This is a genomic window from Simiduia sp. 21SJ11W-1, assembly GCF_024138675.1.
Classification (GTDB): Bacteria; Pseudomonadota; Gammaproteobacteria; order Pseudomonadales; family Cellvibrionaceae; genus Simiduia.
This window is the reverse complement of record NZ_CP090959.1, coordinates 1,340,979-1,365,766: the sequence shown is the minus strand read 5'-3', so window position 1 is coordinate 1,365,766 and position 24,788 is coordinate 1,340,979. Positions and strand designations below refer to the sequence as shown.

The 24,788-nt window shown below is 56.9% G+C and carries 26 protein-coding genes, 2 tRNA genes and 1 other RNA gene; 3 read left to right on the top strand and 26 right to left on the bottom strand.

Going from position 1 to position 24,788, the window contains the following annotated elements; translation table 11 throughout:
- Window positions 1-1,293, bottom strand: coding sequence for an MFS transporter (locus L1F30_RS06105; protein ID WP_253360698.1), 1,293 nt, complete (start codon window positions 1,291-1,293; stop codon window positions 1-3).
- A gap of 266 nt (window positions 1,294-1,559) precedes the next feature.
- Window positions 1,560-2,744: an acetyl-CoA C-acyltransferase family protein gene (locus L1F30_RS06100; protein ID WP_253360696.1), complete on the bottom strand. Its 1,185-nt coding sequence runs from the start codon at window positions 2,742-2,744 to the stop codon at window positions 1,560-1,562.
- 247 nt (window positions 2,745-2,991) lie between these two features.
- On the opposite strand from L1F30_RS06100, the gene L1F30_RS06095 reads away from it, so the two are divergent.
- A complete protein-coding gene (locus L1F30_RS06095; protein ID WP_253360694.1) occupies window positions 2,992-3,423 on the top strand; it encodes a PaaI family thioesterase in 432 nt (143 codons plus the stop codon).
- Here the strand turns inward: L1F30_RS06095 and L1F30_RS06090 are convergent.
- From L1F30_RS06090 to L1F30_RS05985, 22 genes are all read right to left on the bottom strand, one after another.
- Complete coding sequence (locus L1F30_RS06090) at window positions 3,416-4,174, bottom strand: MBL fold metallo-hydrolase (RefSeq protein WP_253360692.1); 759 nt, start codon at window positions 4,172-4,174, stop codon at window positions 3,416-3,418. The two genes, L1F30_RS06095 and L1F30_RS06090, sit on opposite strands and share 8 nt — an antisense overlap.
- Entirely contained in the window at window positions 4,174-5,337 is a 1,164-nt protein-coding gene (bamC, locus tag L1F30_RS06085) for an outer membrane protein assembly factor BamC (protein ID WP_253360690.1), read from the bottom strand. Before bamC ends, L1F30_RS06090 begins: the two co-directional genes overlap by 1 nt.
- Window positions 5,338-5,381: 44 nt before the next feature.
- Window positions 5,382-6,257: a 4-hydroxy-tetrahydrodipicolinate synthase gene (dapA, locus tag L1F30_RS06080; protein WP_253360688.1), complete on the bottom strand. Its 876-nt coding sequence runs from the start codon at window positions 6,255-6,257 to the stop codon at window positions 5,382-5,384.
- A gap of 84 nt (window positions 6,258-6,341) precedes the next feature.
- Window positions 6,342-7,376: a quinolinate synthase NadA gene (gene nadA / locus L1F30_RS06075; RefSeq protein ID WP_253360686.1), complete on the bottom strand. Its 1,035-nt coding sequence runs from the start codon at window positions 7,374-7,376 to the stop codon at window positions 6,342-6,344.
- A 145-nt stretch (window positions 7,377-7,521) separates the two neighbouring features.
- Window positions 7,522-7,597, bottom strand: a tRNA-Lys gene (locus tag L1F30_RS06070).
- Between the two features lie 51 nt (window positions 7,598-7,648).
- Window positions 7,649-7,724, bottom strand: a tRNA-Lys gene (locus L1F30_RS06065).
- A gap of 96 nt (window positions 7,725-7,820) precedes the next feature.
- Complete coding sequence (gene queC, locus L1F30_RS06060; protein WP_253360684.1) at window positions 7,821-8,495, bottom strand: 7-cyano-7-deazaguanine synthase QueC; 675 nt, start codon at window positions 8,493-8,495, stop codon at window positions 7,821-7,823.
- 14 nt (window positions 8,496-8,509) lie between these two features.
- Entirely contained in the window at window positions 8,510-9,367 is an 858-nt protein-coding gene (locus L1F30_RS06055; RefSeq protein WP_253360682.1) for an ABC transporter substrate-binding protein, read from the bottom strand.
- A 2-nt stretch (window positions 9,368-9,369) separates the two neighbouring features.
- A complete protein-coding gene (queE, locus tag L1F30_RS06050; RefSeq protein WP_253360680.1) occupies window positions 9,370-10,020 on the bottom strand; it encodes a 7-carboxy-7-deazaguanine synthase QueE in 651 nt (216 codons plus the stop codon).
- A gap of 79 nt (window positions 10,021-10,099) precedes the next feature.
- Window positions 10,100-10,816, bottom strand: coding sequence for a tol-pal system protein YbgF (gene ybgF / locus L1F30_RS06045; RefSeq protein ID WP_253360678.1), 717 nt, complete (start codon window positions 10,814-10,816; stop codon window positions 10,100-10,102).
- A 252-nt stretch (window positions 10,817-11,068) separates the two neighbouring features.
- Window positions 11,069-11,548, bottom strand: coding sequence for a peptidoglycan-associated lipoprotein Pal (gene pal / locus L1F30_RS06040; protein ID WP_253360676.1), 480 nt, complete (start codon window positions 11,546-11,548; stop codon window positions 11,069-11,071).
- A 27-nt stretch (window positions 11,549-11,575) separates the two neighbouring features.
- The gene (gene tolB / locus L1F30_RS06035) at window positions 11,576-12,829 is read right to left on the bottom strand and encodes a Tol-Pal system beta propeller repeat protein TolB (RefSeq protein ID WP_253361755.1); all 1,254 of its coding nucleotides are present in this window, start codon (window positions 12,827-12,829) and stop codon (window positions 11,576-11,578) included.
- A 29-nt stretch (window positions 12,830-12,858) separates the two neighbouring features.
- Window positions 12,859-13,617, bottom strand: a complete 759-nt coding sequence (gene tolA, locus L1F30_RS06030) for a cell envelope integrity protein TolA (protein WP_253360674.1) — start codon at window positions 13,615-13,617, stop codon at window positions 12,859-12,861.
- A 7-nt stretch (window positions 13,618-13,624) separates the two neighbouring features.
- On the bottom strand, window positions 13,625-14,050 hold the full coding sequence (tolR, locus tag L1F30_RS06025; protein WP_253360672.1) for a protein TolR: 426 nt from the start codon (window positions 14,048-14,050) through the stop codon (window positions 13,625-13,627).
- Between the two features lie 48 nt (window positions 14,051-14,098).
- Window positions 14,099-14,782 (bottom strand): protein TolQ, encoded by a 684-nt coding sequence (gene tolQ, locus L1F30_RS06020; protein WP_253360670.1) that lies wholly within the window; start codon window positions 14,780-14,782, stop codon window positions 14,099-14,101.
- A 20-nt stretch (window positions 14,783-14,802) separates the two neighbouring features.
- Window positions 14,803-15,213, bottom strand: a complete 411-nt coding sequence (gene ybgC / locus L1F30_RS06015) for a tol-pal system-associated acyl-CoA thioesterase (RefSeq protein WP_253360668.1) — start codon at window positions 15,211-15,213, stop codon at window positions 14,803-14,805.
- Entirely contained in the window at window positions 15,206-16,216 is a 1,011-nt protein-coding gene (gene ruvB / locus L1F30_RS06010; protein ID WP_253360666.1) for a Holliday junction branch migration DNA helicase RuvB, read from the bottom strand. Before ruvB ends, ybgC begins: the two co-directional genes overlap by 8 nt.
- A gap of 73 nt (window positions 16,217-16,289) precedes the next feature.
- Window positions 16,290-16,907 carry a Holliday junction branch migration protein RuvA gene (gene ruvA / locus L1F30_RS06005; RefSeq protein ID WP_253360665.1) on the bottom strand — a complete coding sequence of 206 codons (618 nt, stop codon included), beginning with the start codon at window positions 16,905-16,907 and terminating at the stop codon, window positions 16,290-16,292.
- A 28-nt stretch (window positions 16,908-16,935) separates the two neighbouring features.
- Window positions 16,936-17,454: a crossover junction endodeoxyribonuclease RuvC gene (gene ruvC, locus L1F30_RS06000; RefSeq protein ID WP_253360663.1), complete on the bottom strand. Its 519-nt coding sequence runs from the start codon at window positions 17,452-17,454 to the stop codon at window positions 16,936-16,938.
- Window positions 17,455-17,532: 78 nt separating this feature from the next.
- Window positions 17,533-18,276, bottom strand: a complete 744-nt coding sequence (locus tag L1F30_RS05995) for a YebC/PmpR family DNA-binding transcriptional regulator (protein ID WP_253360661.1) — start codon at window positions 18,274-18,276, stop codon at window positions 17,533-17,535.
- Window positions 18,277-18,317: 41 nt separating this feature from the next.
- On the bottom strand, window positions 18,318-20,093 hold the full coding sequence (gene aspS, locus L1F30_RS05990) for an aspartate--tRNA ligase (protein ID WP_253360659.1): 1,776 nt from the start codon (window positions 20,091-20,093) through the stop codon (window positions 18,318-18,320).
- Window positions 20,094-20,178: 85 nt separating this feature from the next.
- Window positions 20,179-20,451: a zinc ribbon domain-containing protein gene (locus L1F30_RS05985; protein ID WP_253360652.1), complete on the bottom strand. Its 273-nt coding sequence runs from the start codon at window positions 20,449-20,451 to the stop codon at window positions 20,179-20,181.
- Window positions 20,452-20,621: 170 nt separating this feature from the next.
- Between L1F30_RS05985 and L1F30_RS05980 the strand changes: the two genes are divergently transcribed.
- Both L1F30_RS05980 and L1F30_RS05975 read left to right on the top strand, forming a co-directional pair.
- Window positions 20,622-21,710: an HD domain-containing phosphohydrolase gene (locus L1F30_RS05980; protein ID WP_253360650.1), complete on the top strand. Its 1,089-nt coding sequence runs from the start codon at window positions 20,622-20,624 to the stop codon at window positions 21,708-21,710.
- A 291-nt stretch (window positions 21,711-22,001) separates the two neighbouring features.
- The gene (locus L1F30_RS05975) at window positions 22,002-22,409 is read left to right on the top strand and encodes an HU family DNA-binding protein (RefSeq protein ID WP_253360648.1); all 408 of its coding nucleotides are present in this window, start codon (window positions 22,002-22,004) and stop codon (window positions 22,407-22,409) included.
- 102 nt (window positions 22,410-22,511) lie between these two features.
- Here L1F30_RS05975 and L1F30_RS05970 read toward each other — a convergent pair whose 3' ends face one another.
- Together L1F30_RS05970 and ffs are read right to left on the bottom strand one after the other, a co-directional pair.
- Window positions 22,512-24,401 carry a DUF885 family protein gene (locus L1F30_RS05970; RefSeq protein ID WP_253360646.1) on the bottom strand — a complete coding sequence of 630 codons (1,890 nt, stop codon included), beginning with the start codon at window positions 24,399-24,401 and terminating at the stop codon, window positions 22,512-22,514.
- Window positions 24,402-24,662: 261 nt separating this feature from the next.
- An RNA gene (ffs, locus tag L1F30_RS05965) (signal recognition particle sRNA small type) lies at window positions 24,663-24,759 on the bottom strand.
- Between the last annotated feature and the right edge of the window lie 29 nt (window positions 24,760-24,788).

Below are 24,788 nucleotides of genomic sequence, written 5' to 3'. Positions count from 1 at the left end.
CTACTTCAATTCAACATTCAGTGCCTTTAACTCTTGGGTGTAAAAGCCGCTGGCGCGGTAAAAACACCCGGCAGCCAGTACGCCACCCAACACAACCGCACTTAAAATCGCGTAGCGCAGGCCTTCACTGCCCATGCTGGCGCCTAACCAATCACTCACAACGCCCACAAACAGCGGGCCAAAACCCAGCCCCACAATGTTAATCACCAAAAATAACAAGGCAGAGCCCATGGCGCGCATGCGGCTGTCGCTGAGGTTGTGAGTTACGGCAATGGCCGGGCCCATGTAGCCTGTCATAATGCTGCCGGGAATAATGTACACAATCATGGCGCTGAGCTTGGTATCTATGAGTAATGTGAGCGACAACATAGGCACACAAATAAGCAAGATAGCCATGGGCACCCAGAGGGCCCAGCGCACATCGCGATGGCTTAATTTATCTGCAAAGTAGCCACCGGCAAAAGTGCCAATGGCTCCACCAACTCCTGCAATAAGCGCAAGCCAGCTGCCGATTTCGCCAGTGCCCATTGCGTGACTGCGGGCCAAAAATGAGGGCATCCAATTGGCAAGGCCATAGCCTACAAAACTGCTCAAGCCCGCGCCTATGGCCATCCAACGCAAGGTGCGCTGCGCCCAAAAATGCGCCACCACTTGCATAAAAAGCAAGGTTTGTTCGCCAGAAAGTGTGGTAGCGCGCGGCGGTTCGGCCACGGTAAATTTAATTAACAAACCAATAATGATGCCGGGTACCGCCACTGCCCACAGCGCAACCCGCCAACCGTAAAGCTCGTTTAACCAGCCACCCAATAACAGCCCCACCAATATGCCAATGTTAATGCCCAGCGAATAGGTTGCCATGGCGGTGGCGCGGAATTTTTTCGGGAATATATCGGAAATCATCGAGTGCGCCGGCGGGCTGCAGCCGGCCTCGCCAATGCCTACCCCAATGCGCGCTGCCAATAATTGCACGTAAGATTGGGCCATGCCACACAGGGCTGTCATGACACTCCACAGGCTAATGGCAATGGCGATAATATTCTTGCGCTTGCCACGATCAGCCCAGCGCGCAATGGGAATGCCAAAGCCCACATAGAAAATCGCAAACACAAAGCCGTTCAACACACCCAACTGGGTATCGGTAAGGCCGAATTCCAGCTTGATGGGCTCTTGCAGTATTGAAATTATTTGCCTGTCTACAAAATTAAATACGTAGGCAAGGGTGAGCAACGCCAACACATACAAGCGATAGTTTGGCTTCTCATAAGGTGTTGGCAGGGGTTGCTGAGCCTGCATAGCGATGTATCATCCTTGGCTGGAATTTATTGTTATCACTGGCTCACCATCATACTCAAAACCGGCGCGCCAATACCACAAGCAATCGCTGCGCGCGCACAAACACCAGGCAGCACGGCTGGCAGCGCCAGCTGCAGGTTTCATTATGACCCTTGGCCTGCCGGCCGCGGCAACGCACCAAGCCCCACTGTGCTATGCGTTCACATACAAAAAAGGCCGGTAGTCACACTACCGGCCCTAGCTTTCCTAAAATTCAACCCGCGTAATTACATTCTTTCAAACAGTGCAGCAATGCCCTGGCCGCCGCCGATGCACATGGTTACCACCGCGTAACGCGACTGGGTGCGCTGCAATTCGTACAAGGCCTTGACGGTAATCACCGCGCCGGTTGCACCAATGGGGTGGCCCAAGGAAATGCCCGAACCATTGGGGTTGAGTTTATCTGCAGGAATTTCCAGATCGCGCGCCACGGCAATGGCCTGGGCTGCGAAAGCTTCGTTGACTTCCCACACGTCGATATCTGCCACCGTGAGATTGTGGGTTGCCAGCAGCTTTTTCACCGCCGGTACCGGGCCTATGCCCATGTACTTGGGCTCGACGCCTGCAAAGCTATAACCCACCAAACGCGCCATGGGCTTCAAGCCCTGCTTTTCAGCCTCGGCCCGCTCCATAAGCACCATGGCGGCGGCGGCATCATTCAAACCCGAGGCATTGCCGGCGGTGACAGTGCCGTCTTTTTTGAACACCGGGCGCAGCTTGGCCATGCCTTCCAATGAGGCATCGGCACGCACGTGTTCATCGTGGGCGAAAGTCACAGTGCCCTTACGGGTTTTCAGCTCGATGGGTAAAATCTGGTCTTTAAAGCGGCCCTCTTCGGTGGCGCGCGCTGCACGCTGATGACTCTCTACTGCCAGCGCGTCTTGATCTTCACGGGAAATGCCCCACTTTTCTGCCACGTTTTCTGCGGTGATGCCCATGTGCACATCGTTGATGGGGCAAGTGAGCGCACCGGTCATGGCATCTACCATGGCGGCGTCGCCCATGCGTGCGCCAAAGCGTGCCTGCGGCAACCAATAGGGCACGCGGCTCATGGATTCGGCGCCGCCCGTTACCGCGGCGTCGCAATCGCCCAGCAAAATAAGCTGCGAGGCAGACACCAGCGCCTGCAGGCCTGAGCCACACAGGCGGTTAACGGTTACCGCAGGGGTGGTTTCAGGCAGGCCGCCCTTGATGCCCGCAACCCGGCTCATGTACATATCTTTGCGATCGGAATGGGTTACGTTACCAATCACACAATGGCCCACGGCCTCGGGCGCAATGCCTGCACGCTTTACCGCCTCTGCCACCACCTGGCCCGCAAGCTCTGTGGGTGCTATGTCTTTCAGGCTGCCGCCGAAGGTTCCGATGGGTGTGCGTACACCGCTTAATACCACCACTTCACGCTGACTCATACTTGTGCTCCCACAGAGAAAAATTGAACCGCCATTCTGCCAAATAAAACACCTGTTTGAAACTTTAAAGATTTCAACGATTCATTCGCAGAATAAATGAATGACAACATGCACCGGGCTTAATACCCTTAAACCAGCAAGGAGGCTCGGTGCTTGCAAGCGCAAGCGCAAGAGCAAGAGCAAGAGCAAGTGCAGAGCCAAAAACCCGATGCTAAAACCCAACGCTTGAATAAAGGCGAAAACCACCATGCCCCAGCAAACCCATAAGGCAACAGACTTTGGCCTACCGGCCGATTACAGCCACTGGCCGGGCGACCCTGCAGAAGATCGCCTGGGCCCGTTTTTCTACCTGCCCGAAGACAATAGCGTAGCCTGCGCCCTCATGCCTGAAGCGCACCACTGCAACCTGCACGGCAGCGTGCACGGGGGCGTATTGATGAGCCTTGGGGATTACGCACTCTGTATGGCGCTGGCGGTGCCCAAACAAAACCCGGCGGTGGTGACTGTATCTATGCAAACAGATTTTATTGCGCCCGCCCAAGCGGGCATTGCGCTGATTGCCCGCGGGCACATCCGCTCGGAAAAGCGCTCACTGGTGTTTGTGGCTGCAAGTATTTGGCAGGGCGAACGGCTGGTGGCCGATGTGACGGGTATTGTGAAACAAGTGGGAGCTAGTTGATTTCCAACCAGTCGAAGCCCTGATCCTGGCAGGCGTAGAGTATTTGGCCGACACCGGTAGACACCGGGCCCAAGGCCGCCTCTGCCGCCTCCAGGCTGTTGTTTTGCTGGCTGATGTGGGCAATCACCAATTGCTGCAGGCGCGCCACGTCAAAGTGCTCAAGAAAGCCTGCACTTTGCTGGTTGCTCAAATGGCCCCAGGGGCCACCCACTCGCTGCTTTAAAGATTGCGGGTAGGCGCCATAGGCGAGCATGACCGGGTCGTGATTGGCCTCCAGCACCAGGGCATCGCAATGCTGGTAGCTGTCTTGCACATGGGCGGTAATCATGCCCAAATCGGTAAGCACGCCCAGGGTTTTCTGGTTGGCACTGATCACAAATTGCGCGGGCTCGCGGGCATCGTGGGGCACCGCCACCGGCTGCACCTTGAAGGGCCCCAGCTCGAAGGCGCGGTAGCCTTCTATGAGCCGGATATCCGGCATTTTGCCGAGCGCCTTGGCCTTCAAGGTGCCGGGGGTGATGTACACCGGCAAATTGTACTTGCGCGCCAGCGCCGGCACGCCGCGCAGGTGATCGCCGTGCTCGTGGGTTACCAGCACGGCCGAGAGGTCTTCAGGGGTTTTGCCGTGGCGCGCCAGGCGCGCCACTGTGTCTTTCACGGAAAACCCGCAATCAATGAGCAGGGTTTCACCGTCGAACTCAACCAGGGTACCGTTGCCCTTACTGCCGCTGCCTAAAGAGGCAAATCGCATTAGATAAGGTTCCGGCGAATAATGTTGAGCTTTTCTTTGGCGTCGCGGTTTTTCAAGCGCAGGCCGTAGGCATCGCGAATACGAATATCTACCTGCTCATCGCTGCCGCGTACAACCACCAGGTAGCCGGGCACATCTTTCAGGGCCTTGCCTTGGTTGGCAAGTTCCAGGCGCTCGAATATCGCACGGTTTTCCGCGTTGTCTGCAAGCTTCAGGTGGGTGAGTACCTGGGTCAGGCTGTAGGGGGTTGTAAGCACTTCGGGCTCACCGCTAAACAGCGATGAAAACCAGCCCTGCTCTTGGGGGTCTACCGGCTCGGCCCAGCCCACGTAGAAAATGCCCAGGTCTGTATCTGAGGCGAAGGTGACAAAGCCCTCTTGGCGCAATGCATGGGCAATGGTGGCGCGCGCGCGTTCATAGCTGAGCGCCATACGCAGCACCGGCTCACCCTGAATAGAGGTCACCGAAATCTTGGCACCGCCGCCAATGTTTTGGGCCAGCAGGCTGGTGGCGCCATTGGCGGATTCACTGGCAAGGGTGGCCGCCAGTTCGTCGAGCATCCAGGCTTCGCGCTCGGGGTTAACCGAAAGCTCGGGCCAGGGCGTATCGAAACCCGCAGGCTCGCCTGCAGGCGCAGAAATATGGCGCACGTGCAGCTCGGTGGAATCGGGTTGTACGCCCTGCTCTACAAAAATGCGATAGCGATCGCGGGTATCGGGCGAATCCTTAAACTGCAACCAGGTGGTATCGATGGTGCCTGCCACAGCATCGGCACCGGCCAACTGGATGCGGTTGGTTGCCAGGAAGTTGCGCGTGCGCGGCCACACTTCGCTGGGCGGCGAGTTAACCAGAATCCAGCGGCGTGCGCCGAGCTTCTGGATTTTTACACTCTCAGAAAAGTTATTGGCCGCCAGCGGCTGCGGGCGCGGGGCTTCAAATTCTTCGGTAACGTCGAAGTCGTCTGATTGCACCTCTGGCACAACGTAGAGCTGATCCAGCGAGGTGGCCTTCATATCGGCAGGCACCACAATGGGCTTGATGGGCTCTGCGTGCAGATAATCGTTGCCGCGATCGCGGAAATCGTTGCCCAGCCAGCTACAGCCAACGGCGGCGCTCACGGGCAACAGGATCAGGGTACGCCAGGTTGTTATTGGTTTTATCATGCAAATCTCTTCGGGTTCTACCAAGCAGGCACGCCTGCAAAAAATTACAACAAATCCGCGCCGCTCAAGGCATCGCGCACCTGTTGGTGATAAGTTTCTGACAGCGGTGTCAGCGGCAGGCGAATGCCATCGGGCATGCGCCCTTGTGCCGCCACTGCCCATTTGACGGGTATGGGGTTAGATTCCACAAACATCGCCTGGTGCACGGACATCAGCTTCGCGTTAATGGCCCGTGCTTGTTCGACGCTATCGGCGAGTGCAAGTTCACACATTTGGGCCACGGCCTTTGGCGCAACGTTGGCAGTCACACTGATATTGCCCTTGCCACCGGCGAGCATCAGCTCTACGGCAGTTTCATCATCACCTGAATAAATCAGGAAGTTGGCGGGCGATTTTTCAATCAACAAACGCGCGCGCTGCAAATCGCCGGTGGCCTCTTTAATGCCGATGATATTGGGGTGGTCTACCAAGCGCAAAACCGTTTCAGGCTGCATGTCTACGCCGGTGCGCCCTGGCACATTGTAAAGAATTTGCGGAATGTCTACGGCATCGGCAATGTACTTGAAGTGGCGGTACAAACCCTCTTGGGTGGGTTTGTTGTAGTAAGGCGTCACCAGCAAGCAGGCATCGGCACCGGCGCTTTTGGCGCGCTCGGTGAGCTCCACTGCCTCTTGGGTAGAGTTGGCACCGGTACCGGCAATAACGGGAATGCGCCCGGCCACCTGTTTCACTACCGCAGTAATCACCGCCAGGTGCTCATCCACATCCAGCGTGGCCGACTCACCGGTGGTACCCACCGCCACAATGGCGTGGGTGCCCTGTTCAATATGCCACTCCACCAACGCATTAAGGCTTGCCCAATCCAGCGCACCCTCGGCTGTCATTGGGGTCACCAACGCGACCATACTACCTTGCAACATGACTCACTCCGTATAAATACACCCATCTGCGTGGGCGTTTTCATTATTGCGGGCCCGCCCGTGCAGGCCCGTTGAATAGTTAAGCTAGCCCTTTTTGGTAAACGCCAGCATCCGGTTCAGCGGCACCATAGCGCGCTCGCCGAGGGCGCGATCAACAAATATTTCATTACGCCCCTGCTCAAGGGTTGCGGCCATGTTGTCCAGGCCATTCATTGCCATCCAGGGGCAGTTGGCGCAGCTGCGACAGGTTGCGCCAGAGCCCGCAGTTGGCGCAATGTGAAAGGTTTTATCGGGGCAGAGCTGCTGCATTTTGTAAAAAATGCCTTGGTCTGTTGCCACAATAAAGGCCTGATTGGGCAGCGTTTGTGCCGCTTTAATAAGTTGCGAGGTTGAGCCCACAACATCGGCCAGCTCCACCACAGCCGCCGGCGATTCCGGGTGCACCAGCACTGCCGCCTCCGGGTGGCGGCGCACCAGATCCTGCACGCCCTGGGCCTTGAATTCCTCGTGCACAATACAGGCGCCATCCCACAGCAGCATGTCGGCACCGGTCTGCTTTTGCACATAGCCGCCCAGGTGTTTATCGGGCGCCCAGATAATTTTCTGCCCCTGGGCATCCAGATGCTCTACCACATCGAGCGCGATGCTTGAGGTCACCACCCAATCAGCACGCGCCTTTACCGCAGCCGAGGTGTTGGCATAAACCACCACCGTGCGGTCGGGGTGGGCATCACAAAATGCGCTGAATTCGTCCACCGGGCAGCCGATATCCAGCGAGCAGGTGGCCTCAAGGGTAGGCATTAACACGCGCTTTTCCGGGGTGAGGATTTTCGCGGTTTCGCCCATAAATTTCACCCCGGCAACCAATAAGGTGGTGGCCGGGTGCTGGCTACCAAAGCGGGCCATTTCAAGGGAATCTGCCACGCAGCCGCCGGTTTCTTCAGCCAGCGCCTGGATCAGCGGATCTGTGTAGTAGTGGGCCACAATGACCGCGTTTTCACGGGCCAGCAGCGCCTTAATACGCGCCTTGGCGGCGTCCAGCTGCTCGGGGTTTAGCGCAGTGGCGGGCTCGGCGGCCAAATGGGCCTGAACCAGCTCGCGATCAAGTACTTCGGTCATATCACTCTCAACATGCGGGTAGCCGGCGGATTCTATCACAGGTTGAGCCTGCGCGAAGGCCCATCCCCGGGCATAAAAAAACCGCCAGAGAGGCGGTTTTTTTAAGGGGTTAGGCCACACGCTAATGCGCAGGCCTTGCCGAATATGGTGGGTCGTGCGCGACTCGAACGCGCGACCAATTGGTTAAAAGCCAACTGCTCTACCGACTGAGCTAACGACCCATAAACGGGGTGGTTTACCTGCCTTACTGCCAACAAGCAAACCGGTATAAATGGTGGGTCGTGCGCGACTCGAACGCGCGACCAATTGGTTAAAAGCCAACTGCTCTACCGACTGAGCTAACGACCCCCGTAAGGAGGCGCATATAGTACTGATTTAATTAGAAAAGACAAGCAATTATTAGGGTTTTTTCTGGTTAAAAAAGCACCAACAAAAGGGCTTAAATCAGGCGTAAATCGTGGCGTCGGGCAGGCCTGCCGCCTCGAAACCTGCCCGTCTCAGCCGGCAACTGTCGCACTTGCCGCAGGCAGCACCCGCCTCTGTGGCCTGATAGCAAGACACCGTTAAACGGTAATCCACACCCAGCTCGGTGCCGCGCTGCACGATATCGGCCTTGCTCAGGTTGATCAGTGGCGTGTGGATGGTGAGCTTGCGCCCTTCCACAGAGGCCTTGGTGGCCAAATTGGCCATCTGCTCAAAGGCTGCAATAAACTCGGGCCGGCAATCGGGGTAGCCGCTGTAATCCACCGCGTTTACGCCCACAAAAATGTCCAGCGCACCCAGCACTTCGGCCCAACCCAAAGCGATAGACAAAAACACGGTATTGCGTGCCGGCACATAGGTAACGGGAATACCAGCGCTTTCCTCTTCGGGCACTGCGATGGCGCTGTCTGTCAGGGCAGAGCCGCCAATGGTGCGCAAATCCAGCTGCACCACTTTGTGGGCAGCCACGCCCAGCACCTTTGCTGTGCGCGCGGCGGCCTGCAGCTCGGATTGATGGCGCTGGCCGTAATCAAAGCTCAGGGCGTACACCTCGTAACCCTCGGCCTGGGCCATGGCCACAACGGTGGTGGAATCCAGCCCGCCAGACACCAACACCACGGCTTTTTTGCGCGTCATAGCTACCTCAAATCCTACTTAACAATTGCTTGATGGGTTTTATCGCCAGTGCCAGCTGGCGCCGGTGCAGCCAGGCAGTGATTGTTGGCCAGGCACACGCCGCTGGCGGGCCACAAGGTGTGATCATAAAACACCCGCCGCAGGCTGCCATCGGCGCGCATGTCGGCCAGCGCACGGCGCAGGCTTGGCACCCAGCCATCTAGCATGCGCAAGCGATTCACGTACAGATCGGCGCGCGCCTTGGCCACCTGGAATACCACTTTATAGGCACCCTCGCCCACCGATTCCTGAATCAGGCCATAGGCGAGCGCCTGCTCGGTAGCCACCAGGGCATCCAGCCGCCCCTTGCTCAGCATGAGCAAACCCTGACTTGCCGACAACACGCCCACCCGCTCGAAATCGGGGTTATTATCAAACGCCGGGCCATACTTTGAGCCCCGCACATAACCCACCCTGAGCCCCTTAAAATCCTCAAGCGCCCCATAATCCGGCGCAGCGGCGGGCACCAATGCCACCACAGACATGTCTACCACCTGCCCGAGCGAGCGCCCTACCTGCTGGGCCTGGGGGCTCACAAACATCACCGCCAAATCCACCTTGCCACTGGCAAGGTCGTGAATCACGCGCGGGTAAGGCGCAAGCTTGTTTTGCACGGCAAGGCCCGCACGGGCCGCAAGCTCCCGCTGAAACTGCACAAGCAGCCCCGCGGGCTCACCCTGCTCACCCACAAGCCCCCAGGGCGCAACACTCGCCGTTGCCAGCTGCAGGCGTGCCGGAGCCTGGCCTTGGGATTCTGCGCACACCATCGAACTGGCTGCCAAAAGCAGCCAAAACAAGGGTGAGAGAAGCCCTGAAAGGCAGGCGAGATGCATAGTTAATGGCCTGGTTTATCGCCCCAAAGGAGCTTGTGTAACTGCAACTGAAAACGCACGGGCAAGCCTGAGGCAACCACCCAATCGGCAAGCTGTGTGGCATCCACCTGCCCGAAAGACGGCGAAAACAGCACATCGCCTGCGCGCGCGCACAAATCGTGCTCGGTGACCTTAAAGCAAGCCCACTCGAAATCGGCCTTGTCGCAAATCACGAACTTCACCTGATCGTGCGGGGTCAGGTGGGCAATATTACTCCACAGGTTGCGATGGCACTCGCCAGACGCCGGTGTTTTCAAATCCAGCACGCGGCTTACGCGGGTATCCACCGGGCTGATATCGATAGCGCCGCTGGTTTCAAGCGATACGCTGTAACCTGCATCACACAGGGCCTGAAGCAGGCCGATGCAATTGGCCTGGGCCAGAGGTTCGCCGCCGGTCACGCACACATGCCGGCACTTGTAGCTTGCCACCTCGGCCAGAATATCTGCCAGATCACGGCGCTCACCACCGTGAAAGGCATAGGCCGAATCGCAATAATGGCACCGCAGGGGGCAACCTGTGAGCCGCACAAATACCGTTGGCAAACCAATGGCGCGTGCCTCGCCCTGGAGCGAGTGGAAGATTTCGGTAATTTTTAGGTTGGGCTCAGCCATGCCTGTATCCACGCTAAAAAGCCGGCAATGTTACGCAAAACCTGGTCGGCATGCGAGGAATTACGCGCCAGCACAGCCCTTAGAAATTTTGATTCAAGTAGTCTTTAGCCAAGCGCGCGGCATCTGCGTTGCTGGCAGCCACCTGTTGCAACAGGGCGCGGGCTTTGTCTTTCTGGCCCAGCTGGAACAGCACGGTACCAAGCTTGAACTTGGCATCGGGGGCCTTGCGGCTACTTGGGAAATCCTGGGTTACGCGCTCAAACCATTGGCGCGCCTGCTCGAGCTTGCCCTCAACCAGGTAGATTTCGCCCAGCCAGTACTGGCTATTGGCGGCGTATTGGCCCTTGGGAAATTGTGCCAGGTATTGCTTGAAGCCCTCGGCGGCACCGGCCAAATCCCGCTCGCGCAGCTTACCGTAGGCCCCTTTATAGGCGGCGCCATCATCGGCGTTATCGGCTTTGATGGGGATATCGGCCGCGGCACTGCCCGCCCCGGCACCGCCACTAAAGGCGCTGATGCGGCGATCGAGATCCAGGTAGTCTTCCTGACGCTGCTGCTTTAAGCGCTTGATTTCAAAGGATTGCTCTTCCACCAAGCCGCGCAATTCCAACACCTCTTGCTGCAGTGCCTGCAGCCTGAAATACAAATCAGTTTGCTGCGCGCTTGCCGGTGCGGCAGCTTGCTGAGTGGGTGTTGCCTGCGCCGCCGGGCGCGCTTCTACCACTGTTACCTGTGCCATAGCCACGCCGGCCCAACTCAAAAAACCGGCAGCACCCAGTGTGAGCATCAACTTCATAGGAGTTCTCTTTCAATCTGTAACAAAAGGTTTAACACTGCGCACCAGTCATCACTTGGCCATTGTTGGCCTGACTGCATCACAATGTTCAATTAGCGCCTAACAACACGAGGGGTTAGCACCAAGGCTAATAAAAGACGGGATCTAACTCGGGCTGGCGGCGCAAAAAACAGCTGCCAATATACGCCGTACACACCCTAAAATGCAAAAAGGCCGGTAAGACCGGCCTTTTTGTTCAAGCAGTTAAGTAACTTACTTAACTTCGGCGCGACGGTTCTGGCCGTAGGCGCTTTCAGTGCTACCCATAGCGGCAGGACGCTCTTCACCGTAGCTCACTACTTCCAGCATAGAGGCATCTACGCCTTGCAGTACCAGGAAGTCGCGAACAGCATTGGCACGACGCTCACCCAAAGCCATGTTGTATTCACGTGAACCGCGCTCATCAGTGTGACCTTCGATGCGCACGTTACGTGGTGTTTCCTTCAAACGCATCGCGTGCTTGGTCAGCTCGGCACGGGCACCTGGCTTCAGCGTTGATTCGTCGAAGTCGAAGTAGAACACAGTTTCCAGAACTTCTGGAGCTGGCTCTGCTTTCTCTACAGGTTGTTGTACCACTGGTTGAGCATTGGCATTTGGATCTACTTCTTCTTTCTGAGCGGTGTTGCTACAGCCAGCCACTACCGCCAGAACAACTGCCAGACCCATACCACGCTTGATTGTTTGAAAAGTCATATCTCACTCCACTTTGGATTTGAGGTTTTAGTCGAAAAAGGGTGACCAAGCTGGCTCCCGAACATCTCCCTGTTTGGACGGCAATCTAAACTTCACACCGGCATCGAGGGACACAGCAGCCAAAATGCCTTTGCCCTGATAGCGTGTCGCGTACATCAGCATAGCACCGTTAGGTGCAATACTTGGCGACTCGTCCAAGTAGGTCTCTGTCAAAACTCGCAGATCACCACTTTGAATGTCTTGAGTAGCAATATGGAAAACACCGTTTGAGCGATGCACCATTACCAAACTCTTTCCATCAGGGGAAACACGCGCCCTGGCGTTGTAATCGCCGGCAAAGGTTAAGCGTTCTACTATGCCGGTTGCAAGTGTTACTTTGTAAATTTGTGGCTTTCCACCACGATTAGAGGTAAAAACCAGCGCCTTTCCGTCGGGCGTCCAGCTTGGCTCGGTATCAATCGCAAAATGCTGCGTTACCCGCGACAACTGCCGCGTGCCAAGATGCAAGGTATAGAGCTCGGGATTGCCATCTTTTGACAGCACCAGCGCCAGCCGCTCACCGTCGGGCGAGAAAGACGGCGCGCCATTCAAGCCCCGGAAATTGGTTACCTGTTCGCGCCTGGCCGTTGCCAGCTCCTGCACAAAGATAGCCGCGCGGCCGGTTTCAAAAGATACATAAGCAATGCGCTTGCCATCGGCCGACCAGGTGGGCGACATGAGCGGGTGCTTGGATTCCAGCAACAAACGCGGGCGGGCGCCATCGGCATCGGCCAGCATCAAACGGAAGCGATCGGTGGGCTTGCCCTGCTGGAAGGCTTCAACATAGAGCACCTGGGTTGAAAAGGCACCGCGAATGCCGGTGATCTGCTCGTAAACTTCATCGCTGATGTGGTGGGCAAGATCGCGCAGCTGCGACTCACTGCCAGAAACCGACTTACGAAACACCTTGCGCTGGCCCAGAATATCAAACAGCTCGAAGGTGACGGTAAAGCGCCCGCCCACTTCCTGAATGTCGCCAGTCACCAAAAACTCGGTGCCCAAAATGCGCCAGTCGCGGTAAATCACTTCGGCCTCAGTGCGCGGAAAGGCCAGCATGTCTTTTACGGGCACCGAGCGGAACTGGCCGCTCAGGGTTAAGTCTGCCCGCACAATTTCCGGGATGTCTTCCGGCAGGCCACGGGTGCCGCCCCAACCAAAGGGCACAATGCCGATGATGGTGGGGTTATCCACGCCCTGGGTAATTTCAATGGTGAGGTCTGCCTGCGCGCGCAAGCAAAACATCAAGCCCAACAACACAACGATGAGTTTTTTCACTGCCGCAAATCCTGTGGTTCGAATTTCAAATTAAATTGCCTAAAGTTGCGCTCAAAGTGCTGCGGGTCCATGCCCTGCAACTCCGGGAAGCGCTCCGCCTTGCGCACCGCTGCCTCGGCGCTGCGATCAAACGCGGGGTGCCCGCTCGATTTGACCACTTTTACATCTATCACCCGCCCGGTGGGCACCAACTGGATACGCAAGGTGCAACTCATGCCATTGCGGGCCGAGGGCGGCCGGCTCCAGTTCATTTCAACGCGGTTCTGAATGGCTGCCATATAACTTTGGGCTGCCTCTGCGCTGATTTTTTCAGACAAAAACTCGTCTTCTTCTTCAACGGCGTCAAAGAGCTCCGCCTCCCGGCGGCGCCTTCGCTCTTCGGCGGCCTGTTTTTCTTTTACTTCGCGCTCACGCTTGGCTTTCTCTGCAGCGGCTTTGTCGCGCGCGGCCTTTTCACGGGCGGCTTTCTCGCGGGCAGCCTTTTCACGGGCCAGTTTTTGCTCGCGTTGCTTGCGCGCCTCGGCCTCACGGCGCTCCTGCTCGCGGCGCTTGGCGGCTACATCAACCACTTTTTGGGGTTTGGCACGCTGCTGCTTGGGCGCCGCCGTTTCCAGCTTCACCAGTTGCGCCTGCACATAGTTAGGGGTGCTGCGCTTTTTTTCAACCGGGGCAGATTCCCAGCCAAAGGCCAGCACGCACACTAAAATCAAATGCAACCCGATACTAACAATGATGGGAAATGCCGGTAGCTGCACAGGGTACCTACAACACAGGCGGTTCGGTAACCAGGCCCACAGACGGCGCGCCGGCGGCCTGCAAATCTGACATCAAAGACACCACTAATCCGTATTCGGCCTTGTGGTCGCCCCACACCAGCACCGGCGTTTGGGGCTTTTGGCGCAGAATTTTGGCCACAGTTTCGGTAATGTCTTTCAAGGGTTTGGCAGCTTTCTGGTCTGCACCCAGGTTCAGGTAATAGGTGCCGTCTTTTTTAACCGAGACTATTAACGGCTCTTCATCGTTTTGATCCATAGGCGCAGACGGCGCCTTGGGCAGATCCACCTTCACACCCTGCATGAGCAAGGGCGCGGTAACCATAAACACCACCAGCAATACCAGCATCACGTCGATGTAGGGCACGACGTTGATTTCTGCCATGGGCTTTTTCTTTACGCGCTTGCCGCTCATGTGATTACCCCTGCCTGCACGGACGAATGGTTTGCATCTGATTCATCATTACTTGGTATGAACCTGACGGTGCAAAATCGCGGAGAATTCATCGGCGAAGGTTTCATAGGTGGCCGTGAGCGATTCCGCCTTGGCGCTATAGCGGTTGTAGGCGAGCACTGCAGGAATGGCGGCAAACAGGCCCATGGCCGTGGCCACCAACGCCTCGGAAATACCGGGCGCCACTGTGGCAAGTGTTGCCTGGTGCACATTGGCAAGACCGCGGAAGGAATTCATGATGCCCCACACAGTGCCGAACAAACCGATGTAGGGGCTTACCGAGGCCACAGAGGCCAAAAATGGCAGGTGCGCTTCCAGCTTTTCTTCTTCGCGGGCGGTGGCCACGCGCATGGCGCGCTGCACACCTTCCATTACGGCGTCCGGGTCTACGCCAGACTGCTGGCGCAGGCGGGTAAACTCTTTAAAGCCTGCGCGAAAAATATTTTCCAGCCCTTCGGTCTGCCCGCCCTTGCCGCTGCCCTGGCGGTACAGCTGGCTTAAATCCACGCCCGACCAAAAGTGGCGCTCAAACTCTTTCACAAGCTGGGCGGCGCGGTGCTGATACATGCCGCGCTGTACGATCATCGCCCAAGACACCACAGAGGCCAGAAACAGCAGCGCCATTACCAGCTGAACCAATAAGCTCGCCTCGGCAATCAGGCTCCAAATGGATAAGGTTTCGGGTGTGTTCATGCAGACAGGTCTCGATGGAGTTAGGTTTTGGCTGCCAGCGCGCGTTGAACGTCTTCCGGCAGGGGCACTGGGCGCATGTCGGATTGCCGCACACAGGCCACTTTGATTTCAGCTTCACACAAAAGTTCGTCGGCGCGTTTTACACACTGGCGAAACACAAGGTAACTGCGCGCTAATCTACTGACCTCGGCAGACACCTGCAAGTGGTCGTCCAGACGCGCGGGTTTCAGGTAACGCGTGTTGGCAGAATGAACCACCAACAGGCGATCGCCCGATAAAAACGCCGGCTTATCATACCCGAGCGCTCGCATAAATTCAGTGCGGGCACGCTCCATAAACTTTAAATAGTTCACGTAGTACACAATACCCCCGGCATCTGTGTCTTCTATGTACACGCGCACGGCAGTGGAAAACGGCGGGCAGTCAGTCACAGCCGGGCTCCTTCAGGCCAAACACCTGGTAGGCAAGCTGGGTAACCATGCGCCCGCGCGGGGTACGCAGCATATAGCCCTGCTGAATCAAATAGGGCTCCAGCACATCTTCAATGGTGTCGCGCTCTTCGCTGATGGCCGCCGCCAGGCTTTCAACCCCTACCGGGCCGCCGGCGAACTTTTCAATCATCGCCAACAGCAGGCGGCGATCCATTTGATCGAAGCCCTGTTCATCCACACTCAACATGTTGAGCGCCGCATCTGCCACTTGGGCGGTGACATTGCCGTCGCTTTTCACCTCGGCAAAATCGCGCACCCTGCGCAACAGCCGATTAGCAATGCGCGGCGTGCCCCGCGAACGGCGCGCCACTTCAAAGGCGCCCGATTCATCCATGGCGATGCCCATTAATTTGGCCGAGCGGGTCACTATGTGGGTGAGGTCTTTTACGTTGTAGAACTCCAGGCGCTGCACAATGCCGAAGCGATCGCGCAGGGGCGAGGTGAGCAGGCCCGCGCGCGTGGTGGCACCCACCAGGGTAAACGGCGGCAAATCAAGTTTGATTGAGCGCGCCGCCGGCCCTTCGCCAATCATGATATCCAGCTGGAAATCTTCCATAGCGGGGTAAAGTATTTCTTCTACGGCCGGGCTCAGGCGGTGAATTTCATCAATAAACAGCACATCGCCCGGCTCAAGGTTGGTCATGATGGCTGCCAGATCGCCGGCTTTATCAAGCACCGGGCCGGAGGTGCTTTTGAGGGCCACGCCCATTTCATTGGCCACAATATTGGCGAGCGTGGTTTTGCCAAGCCCGGGCGGGCCGAACACCAAGGTGTGATCGAGCGCCTCTTTGCGCCCGAGAGCTGCGGCAATGAAGATCTCCATTTGCTCGCGCACCTTGGCCTGGCCCACATAGTCGTTGAGCATTTGCGGGCGCACGGTGCGGTCTAGCAACTCTTCGCGCTCGCCCGGCTGGGCACTGATTAATCTGTCTTTTTCTATCATGGGCAGCTTCTGGTTATTTGCACGGGTTTGGTTTATTTGCGCGCGCAACACATGCCTTGCGAGCTTGTGCGCACTAGGCCGGAATCATGGCCTTAAGGGCCAGGCGAATAAGCTCTTGGCTTGCGGCTTCTGGCGAGTGCTTGTGGGCGGCGGCAATGGCCTTGGTGGCATCAGTGGGCTTGTAGCCCAGGGCGATCAGCGCGGCTTCGGCATCGTCGCGGGCATCCACGGGCTTGGGCGCGCCGCTGGCTTGCTCCATAGCCGCCAATGCGCCTGAATCGGTGCCGAAATTGCCCAGTTTATCGCGCAACTCAATCACCAGCCGCTCGGCGGTTTTCTTGCCCACACCTGGCACCTTTACCAGAGCGCCTACATTATCTTCCGCTACACAGCGGGCAATGGTGGCCGCCTCCATGCCCGACAAAATACCGAGCGCCATCTTGGGGCCCACGCCGCTTACCTTGATAAGGGTGCGAAACAAAGCGCGATCAGAGGGGCTGGCAAAGCCAAACAGTTGATGGGCGGTTTCTGAAATTGCCAAATGGGTGTGCAAGGTAATGGCACTGCCGAGCTCGGGCAATTGGTAGAAGGTGGTCATGGGTGCCTGAATTTCATAACCCACGCCTTGTGCGTCTATCACAAGGTAAGGCGGCTGTTTTTCAACCAGCCGGCCGGTGATGCGTCCTATCATGTGTAGTCTCTTTTTATTGGGGCCTGCGCTATTTTACGATACGCCCGCGGCGATAGCGCCCGGCCTCGGTGCTGGACATCATGGCGCGCGAATGGCTATGGCACAAGGCAATGGCCAGCGCGTCGGCGGCATCTTCCTGCGGCGTGCCGGGCAATGCCAGTAGCGTTTTTACCATGTGCTGCACCTGCGCTTTGCTGGCGCCACCATTGCCCACCACCGCTTGTTTGACCTTGCGCGCCTCATATTCTGCCACCGGCAAATTGGCGTGCACGGCTGCCACAATTGCCGCACCGCGCGCCTGCCCAAGCTTGAGTGCACTGCCGGCACTCTTGGCCATGAACACATGCTCAATGGCAAATTCATCGGGCGAGTATTCGCCAATAATCTGCGTTATGCCGTCGAAAATAATTTTAAGTCGCGCGGGCAGCTCACCGGAGGGCAAGCGAATCACGCCACTGGTGACATAGCGCGGCTTGGCTTGGCGGGTGTCAATAATGCCGAAACCCGTTTTCAGTGAACCGGGGTCTATCCCCAGAATTATTGGCATAGTGGCGTCTTGGTAGTGGCCGTTGCACGGGCAATATGTTCTTGGTGGAGTGTCCCACGGCGGGTAGCGCCGGGCAAGCTAGCCCAGCTGCGCCATTACGTCGGGCGCAATATCGGCATTGGTGTAGACGTTTTGTACATCGTCCAGATCTTCCAGCATGTCGATCAGGCCCAGCACTTTTTGGGCGGTGTCGGCATCGTCTATGGGCACCTGGGTTGAGGGCAACATGGTCACTTCGGCGTTGTCGGGCGTAAAGCCTGCCGCAATGAGGGCCTCTTTTACATTCAGAAAGTCTTCAAAGGCCGTTTGAATTTCAATGCTGCCGTCGTCTTGGGTAACCACATCTTCGGCGCCCGCCTCAATAGCCACTTCCATCAACGCATCTTCGTCGCCTGTTTCAAACAGGATCACGCCTGTGCGGGTAAACAGGTAGGCCACAGAACCGTCGGTACCCAAGTTGCCACCGCGCTTGCTGAACGCATGGCGCACTTCGGCCACGGTGCGATTGCGGTTATCGGTCATGCACTCGATGAGTACCGCCACGCCCGATACGGCGTAGCCTTCGTAGGTGCACTCTTCGTAGTTGTCGCCATCGTGCTGGCCCGAGCCTTTGGCAATGGCCTTTTCGATGGTATCGCGCTTCATGTTTGCGCCCAGGGCTTTATCTACCGCGGCGCGCAAACGGGGGTTGTCGTCGGGGTTGGGGCCACCCTTGGCCGCCACGGTAAGCTCACGAATGATTTTGGTAAAAATTTTGCCGCGCTTGGCGTCTTGTGCCGCCTTGCGATGCCGAATATTTGCCCACTTACTGTGGCCTGCCATAGTGGTGTATCCCCTACTCCGCTAACTGGATGAAACGGGCCTTATTTGGCCTCGTCTTTTTTCTCTTTTTCGCGCAACTTGATGTGCAGTTCACGCAGCTGCTTGGTGTCTACCGCGCCCGGGGCATCGGTCATCACACAGGCGGCCGACTGGGTTTTCGGGAAGGCAATCACATCGCGGATAGACGATGAACCCGTCATCAGCATGATCAGGCGATCCAAACCAAAGGCCAGGCCGCCGTGCGGTGGCGCACCGTACTTGAGGGCATCCAGCAGGAAGCCGAACTTCTCGCGCTGCTCTTCGGCGCTGATACCCAAAATTTTGAATACCGCCTGCTGCATGGATTGATCGTGAATACGCACAGAGCCCCCGCCCAACTCGGTGCCGTTGAGCACCATGTCATAGGCGCGCGAGAGCGCCGAGGCCGGGTTGGCCACCAGATCTTCCGGGCTGCAAGAAGGCGCGGTGAAGGGGTGGTGCAGTGCCGCCACGCCGCCATCGGTTTCTTCAAACATGGGGAAGTCTACTACCCACAATGGCGCCCACTGGCAGGTGTAGAGGTTTAAATCTTCGCCCACTTTACAGCGCAAGGCACCCAGCGCTTCAGACACCACTTTGGTAGTATCGGCACCGAAAAACACGATATCGCCATTTTGGGCACCCACGCGCTCCATCACTTTCAGGGTGACCTCGTCGCCCAGGAACTTGATGATGGGCGACTGCAAGCCTTCCACACCTTTTTCAATTTCGTTGACCTTGATCCACGCCAGGCCCTTGGCGCCATAGATGCCCACAAACTTGGTGTAGTCGTCAATTTGCTTGCGGGAAATTTCCGCACCGCCGGTCACTTTCAACGCCGTTACGCGGCACTTTGGATCGTTGGCGGGGCCGGCAAACACTTTGAATTCGATGTCTTTAAGCAGGTCTTTGATTTCCACAAGCTCCAGCGGAATACGCAGGTCTGGCTTGTCTGAACCGTAGCGATCCATGGCCTCTTGCCAGGTCATGTGCGGGAAATCACCCAGGTCTACATCCATCAAGGTGCTAAACAGCTCTTTGATCATGCCCTCTGCAATGCCCATGATGCCGGCCTCGTCCATGAACGAGGTTTCGATATCAATCTGGGTAAATTCCGGCTGACGATCGGCCCGCAGGTCTTCATCGCGGAAGCACTTAGCCACCTGGTAGTAGCGATCAAAGCCCGACACCATCAACAACTGCTTGAACAGCTGGGGCGACTGGGGCAGCGCAAAGAACTTGCCATCGTGGGTGCGCGAAGGCACCAGGTAGTCGCGCGCGCCCTCTGGTGTGGCACGGGTCAGGATGGGGGTTTCGATATCCAGAAAGCCCGCCAGATCCAGGTAGTTGCGAATGGCGGTGGTCACCTTCGAGCGAAAGCGCAGGTTGTGCTGCATCTCTGTGCGGCGCAAATCCACGTAGCGGTATTTCAGGCGCACGTCTTCGCCCACGCTTACGTGTGAGTCCAGCTGGAATGGTGGGGTTTCTGCGGTATTCAGAATTTCCAGGCCCGTGCCGTAGACTTCAACTTCACCTGTGGCCATTTTCGGGTTTACGGTGGCTTCGCTACGGGCGCGCACGCGGCCGGTCACTTTCAGTACGTATTCGCTGCGCACCTTGTCGGCCAGGGCGAAATTGGTGGAATCGGGATCAAACACCACCTGCACGATGCCATCGCGGTCGCGCAGATCGAGGAAAATCACGCCGCCGTGGTCTCGTCGACGGTCTACCCAGCCACACAGGGTGACCTCTTGATCGATGAATGATGCGTTTAGGGCGCCACAATAATCGGTGCGCATAATCTGAAATCCCGTTATCAAAATAAAATGTATGTTCTATTAATAGCCTGCTGCATTAATAGAAGGTGCAAAATGCGAGGGCTGCTTAGGCCGCGCCTGCCGCCCCACTGCCACCCTTGGTGGCATTAGCGGATTTCGCCGGCGCGCCGGCCTCACCAGCCAGATTCTTCTTTTTACCGCCCTTAAAATCGGTTTCATACCAACCGCCACCTTTGAGCCGGAATCCGGCGGCAGAGACCTGCTTGGCCAAACTGGCCTGCTTGCACTCCGGGCAATCGGTTAAAGGCGCGTCGCTGATCTTTTGCAGCGCCTCTAGTTCGTGTCCACAGGACCCACAGCGATACTCATAAATGGGCATAACAGCTCCTGACAATCAAACTGGCAATATCGGATATTCGGGGCTTTCCCGGCCAGCGGCCCGATATTTGGGGGCTGAGCGTGAAAAACGGGCGATTATAGCCTGTGCGTGGCGGCGGATAAACCACGTTTCTGGTCTAAGCTTCAGGCAATGGCCAAAGAGACCCGCCCATGAGCGCCATCGACTTCTCCAACCCCGATCAAGACATGGTGGCAGACTTCTTTGCAGATTTTGAAGAAGCCTACCAGGCCGCCGAACGGCTGCTGCTAAAACTTGAGCGCAACCCCACAGATACCGAGTTGCTGGCAGACCTGTTCCGGCGGGTACACACCATCAAGGGCAACCTCATCTACATTGGCCTGGCCAACATCTGCCCGATACTGCAAAGCGTTGAAGATGTGCTGGAACCCCTGCGCCAGGGCAAAATCATCTACGACGACCTGCTCAGTGATGTCATTTTGCTGGCCATGGATGCCACCCACAAACTGGTAGACTCAAGCCTGAACGGCCAGCCCGCGCCCATTGATGCCGATCACATGCCGCCCATCTGCGAAGCCATCAGCCACTTGGCCAGCTGCACCCGTGAAGAGCGCCCGGCACTGATACGCCAGTGCATTGCCCTGCTAGATCCGAAAACCGAAAAACCGGCAGCCCAAGGAAATGCCTACGCGGATTTCGGCATTGCCCACAATCAAGATCTCGCCTTTTTTGCGCAACTGCTGCCCGCCATTGACGAGCGCTCTCCCTATTGGCAGGGCCGCACTCACCGCATTGCAGAGCTGGCACTGGCCATGAACCGCCTGGCCGACAACCCCGTAGACCCGCAACAATTGCTGGCAGCAGTGTACATGCACGACTTCGGTATGGCGTTTTTACCCCTGAGCCTGTTGCACAAGCCGGGCACCTACACGGAGGCTGAGCGCACCCTGGTGCGTCGCCACCTGCACATAGCCGTGGATTTGTTAAAAACCATGGGCGACTGGGACGCCGCCGCCGAAATGGTGGGCCAGCACCACGAAACCATGAACGGCACCGGCTACCCCAACGGGCTCAACGAAAGCCAGATTTGCGATGGTGCGAAAATCATTGCCATTGTGGATGCCTTTGATGCCTGCGTGAACAGCCGCGCCCATGTGAACCTGCCCCAGCGGCCACTGATTCGCGCGATTCTTGAAATCAACCGCTACGCCGGTAGCCAGTTCAGCCAATGCTGGGTAGATGTGTTCAACACCATTGCCAGGCCCAACAACCGCCAGTAGCCGAGCCGCAGCAACTGTTACCCGTGTGAAAAATGGTGACTCTTTTGCGTAGCCCTGCGCTGCACACCATAAAAAACCGGTTTTTTTGCGCTTTTTACCAAACTATTATTGCCGCCACCCCGAGAATGCTTTATATATAGTGCCCAAGCGTACCGAGAGGCGTTTAGGCCTATAAAACAAGGGCTTTTTCCTCTGGGTGTTAATGGGATGGCTGAACCAGCCGGCCCCGGTTGCTTACCCCCAAAATTTACGGTTTTACACCTTCTAGACCAACGTTAAAAGGATTCACGCATGGCCGCCAAAAAAGCACCAGCCAAGAAAGCTCCAGCTAAAAAAGCTCCTGCCAAAAAAGCACCCGCCAAAGCGGCTGCCAAAAAACCACTGAAAGCCGTGGGCGAGCGCTTTACTAAAACCCAAATCGTGACCCACATTGCCGAAACCACCGAACTCAGCAAAAAAGAAGTGAGCGCGGTACTGGAAGAGCTGGGCAACGTCATTGAAGCTCACATCAAGAAAAAAGCCTGTGGCGAGTTTGTGCTGCCCGGCATGTTGAAAATCAACACCGTGAAAAAGCCCGCCAAAAAAGCGCGCAAGGGTATCAACCCTTTCACTGGCGAAGAAACTGTGTTCAAGGCCAAGCCTGCCAGCACCTCGGTTAAAATTCGCCCGCTGAAAAAGCTGAAGGAAATGGCAGTTTAAACGCGCCTTTCCCGGTAATAAAAAAAGCACCTTCGGGTGCTTTTTTTATGGCGGCGTTTTAGCGCTATTTTTATGGGCTAAGGGGTGGCCCCAACAAAGGATTTACTGCCCTTTCGATTGAATATAGGCATCCACCTGCTCTGCCAGCAACGACAACGGCAAAGAGCCGCTGGTAAGCACCGCATCGTGAAACTCGCGGTAATCGAATTTATCACCCAGTGCATCCATAGCCTTCTGACGCAACTCCAAAATGGTGAGCATACCCACCTTGTAAGACACCGCCTGGCCAGGCCACACAATGTAGCGGCGCACTTCATTTTCAATGTCGCCTTCGGTCATCGGGGTATTGGCCAGCATGTATTTACGCGCTTCGCTTTCTGTCCAGCGCTTGGCGTGAATACCGGTATCTACCACCAGGCGTGCGGCGCGAAACACCTCATAGCTCAGGCGCCCGAAATCCTGGTATGGATCCGTAAAGGCGCCCATATCTTTACCCATTTTTTCGGCATACAGCGCCCAGCCTTCGCCATAGGCGGAATACCAGGTGAGCTTTTGGAACATGGGCACGTTGTTCAACTCTTGCGCAATGCTGCCCTGAAAGTGATGCCCGGGCGCACCTTCGTGATAGGCCAGGGTTTCCATTTGGTAGACCGGCAGTTCACGCATGTTGCTGAGGTTGACGTAATAAGCACCTGGGCGGGTGCCATCCAGCGAACCCGGCTCATAAAACGCACCGGTGGCCGTTTCAATGCGGTAGGGCTCCACGGCGCGCACTTCCAAATCGGCCTTTGGCAAGGTGCCAAAGTACTCGGGTGCGCGTGCCATCATGGCATCAATGTAGGCTGTGGCCTCACGCAGGTAACGGGCACGCCCGGCGTCGTTATTGGTGTAATAAAATTCATCGCTTTCACGCAAGTGTTTAAAAAACGCCTGCAGGCTGCCATTGAATTTCACCTTTGCCATAATCTCACGCATCTCACCGTGAATGCGCGCAACCTCAAGAAGGCCAAGGCTGTGAATGTCTTCGGCGGTAAGATCGTCGCGGGTGGTGTAGTTGGCCAACTGGGCTTGGTAATAGGCCTTTCCGCGAGGTAATTTCCATACGCCATCGCCCTCGCCTACCTGCTTGGCCTGCCCTTGCATCACGCTAATAAGGCGATCATAAGCAGGCTTTACGCTGCCTATTAGTGCCTGCTTGGCGCGCGCCTTTAAGGCTTCTTTCTTGGCCTTGCTGGCATCGAGCGCATCCACCTTGGCCACAAAATCAGCCCACAATGGCGAGTTGCCCACAGTGCTTGCGTCGCTTTCAAAGGGTGCGCCGGTAATCAAACCGCGGCTGGTTTCTATAACCACGGGGTAGGCAAATGCCGGCGGCATTACGCCTGCTTTTGCCCGCGCTTGGGCGTGATCGATGTGGGTATTTAGCACTTCGCCATAACTGTTTAGGCGGCTAATGTAGGCCTCGGCCTCGGCCACGGTGTTGACACTGTGATAGCCGATCAGGAGCGTACTCATGTCGCTGTGCGGGCCAAAAAATTGGGTGAACACGTAGTTTTGGTCTTCAAACGCCGCCTGGCGCAAACTGTTCTCGGCCACAAATTCTGCAAACTTGTAAGACACCCTTGCGGCCTCGGGCAAGTCAGCATTGGCAAAGCGGCTGCGCATTTCTGCTAGAGAGGCTTTGGTAAGTGCCACTTCTTCATCACGCGCGGCATGGCTTGGGTCATCCCACTGGCCGTAGGCTTCAAGGTCATCGCGCATACCCAAATAGGTTTTGGCCTGGGGTGAGCGCGCAAGCTGCGCCTCGAATTGCGCCTGAAAAAAGGCATTGAGAGATTGTGCATTTTCTTCGGCCACACTGGGGGCATCAGTGAGCGCCTTGGCAGGTGACGCCGGCTGGCCACTGCAGGCGGCCACTAAGGCTGCCAAGAGTAATACCAATGGCAACAACAAGGCCCGCGCCGCAGGGGCACCTTTTAAAGGGTTAAACATGGGGAACTCCGGTAAACAGGGTTGGTTGAATGCTAGACGAGCCAACCGGTTATTTCCCGGTGCAATGTCGGCAGCCAGAGCAAAACCCAAGATAAAGCGAAGTGCCGCGCGCCCTATGCCACCAACGGCGGCTTAGTCGCCACCCAAAGGCATCGAGCTGTTAGATGAGCAACAAGCAGGAGCGCCCAGGCTGAATTAGCGGGCCAGTTAAAACGCGGGTAAAGTGTGGTGGCGATTGCCAGAGGGGCGTTGGGTGGCAACCCCAGTCAGCCGCATCCCGGCACATAAAGATTCTGCTACCGTTGCTCCCTTCCGGGCCTGGCGGGGTTCACAGGGCTTCATTGCGGGAGGACCAAAAGGGGCCGCCATAACGAGCGGCGCATTATG

Excerpts from the sequence above, each read along its gene's own strand:
- L1F30_RS06105 (WP_253360698.1), bottom strand. The coding sequence starts at position 1,293 with ATGCAGGCTCAGCAACCCCTGCCAACACCTTATGAGAAGCCAAACTAT.
- L1F30_RS06100 (WP_253360696.1), bottom strand. The coding sequence starts at position 2,744 with ATGAGTCAGCGTGAAGTGGTGGTATTAAGCGGTGTACGCACACCCATC.
- L1F30_RS06095 (WP_253360694.1), top strand. The coding sequence starts at position 2,992 with ATGCCCCAGCAAACCCATAAGGCAACAGACTTTGGCCTACCGGCCGAT.
- L1F30_RS06090 (WP_253360692.1), bottom strand. The coding sequence starts at position 4,174 with ATGCGATTTGCCTCTTTAGGCAGCGGCAGTAAGGGCAACGGTACCCTG.
- bamC (WP_253360690.1), bottom strand. The coding sequence starts at position 5,337 with ATGATAAAACCAATAACAACCTGGCGTACCCTGATCCTGTTGCCCGTG.
- dapA (WP_253360688.1), bottom strand. The coding sequence starts at position 6,257 with ATGTTGCAAGGTAGTATGGTCGCGTTGGTGACCCCAATGACAGCCGAG.
- nadA (WP_253360686.1), bottom strand. The coding sequence starts at position 7,376 with ATGACCGAAGTACTTGATCGCGAGCTGGTTCAGGCCCATTTGGCCGCC.
- queC (WP_253360684.1), bottom strand. The coding sequence starts at position 8,495 with ATGACGCGCAAAAAAGCCGTGGTGTTGGTGTCTGGCGGGCTGGATTCC.
- L1F30_RS06055 (WP_253360682.1), bottom strand. The coding sequence starts at position 9,367 with ATGCATCTCGCCTGCCTTTCAGGGCTTCTCTCACCCTTGTTTTGGCTG.
- queE (WP_253360680.1), bottom strand. The coding sequence starts at position 10,020 with ATGGCTGAGCCCAACCTAAAAATTACCGAAATCTTCCACTCGCTCCAG.
- ybgF (WP_253360678.1), bottom strand. The coding sequence starts at position 10,816 with ATGAAGTTGATGCTCACACTGGGTGCTGCCGGTTTTTTGAGTTGGGCC.
- pal (WP_253360676.1), bottom strand. The coding sequence starts at position 11,548 with ATGACTTTTCAAACAATCAAGCGTGGTATGGGTCTGGCAGTTGTTCTG.
- tolB (WP_253361755.1), bottom strand. The coding sequence starts at position 12,829 with ATGTTTTGCTTGCGCGCGCAGGCAGACCTCACCATTGAAATTACCCAG.
- tolR (WP_253360672.1), bottom strand. The coding sequence starts at position 14,050 with ATGAGCGGCAAGCGCGTAAAGAAAAAGCCCATGGCAGAAATCAACGTC.
- tolQ (WP_253360670.1), bottom strand. The coding sequence starts at position 14,782 with ATGAACACACCCGAAACCTTATCCATTTGGAGCCTGATTGCCGAGGCG.
- ruvB (WP_253360666.1), bottom strand. The coding sequence starts at position 16,216 with ATGATAGAAAAAGACAGATTAATCAGTGCCCAGCCGGGCGAGCGCGAA.
- ruvA (WP_253360665.1), bottom strand. The coding sequence starts at position 16,907 with ATGATAGGACGCATCACCGGCCGGCTGGTTGAAAAACAGCCGCCTTAC.
- ruvC (WP_253360663.1), bottom strand. The coding sequence starts at position 17,454 with ATGCCAATAATTCTGGGGATAGACCCCGGTTCACTGAAAACGGGTTTC.
- L1F30_RS05995 (WP_253360661.1), bottom strand. The coding sequence starts at position 18,276 with ATGGCAGGCCACAGTAAGTGGGCAAATATTCGGCATCGCAAGGCGGCA.
- aspS (WP_253360659.1), bottom strand. The coding sequence starts at position 20,093 with ATGCGCACCGATTATTGTGGCGCCCTAAACGCATCATTCATCGATCAA.
- L1F30_RS05985 (WP_253360652.1), bottom strand. The coding sequence starts at position 20,451 with ATGCCCATTTATGAGTATCGCTGTGGGTCCTGTGGACACGAACTAGAG.
- L1F30_RS05980 (WP_253360650.1), top strand. The coding sequence starts at position 20,622 with ATGAGCGCCATCGACTTCTCCAACCCCGATCAAGACATGGTGGCAGAC.
- L1F30_RS05975 (WP_253360648.1), top strand. The coding sequence starts at position 22,002 with ATGGCCGCCAAAAAAGCACCAGCCAAGAAAGCTCCAGCTAAAAAAGCT.
- L1F30_RS05970 (WP_253360646.1), bottom strand. The coding sequence starts at position 24,401 with ATGTTTAACCCTTTAAAAGGTGCCCCTGCGGCGCGGGCCTTGTTGTTG.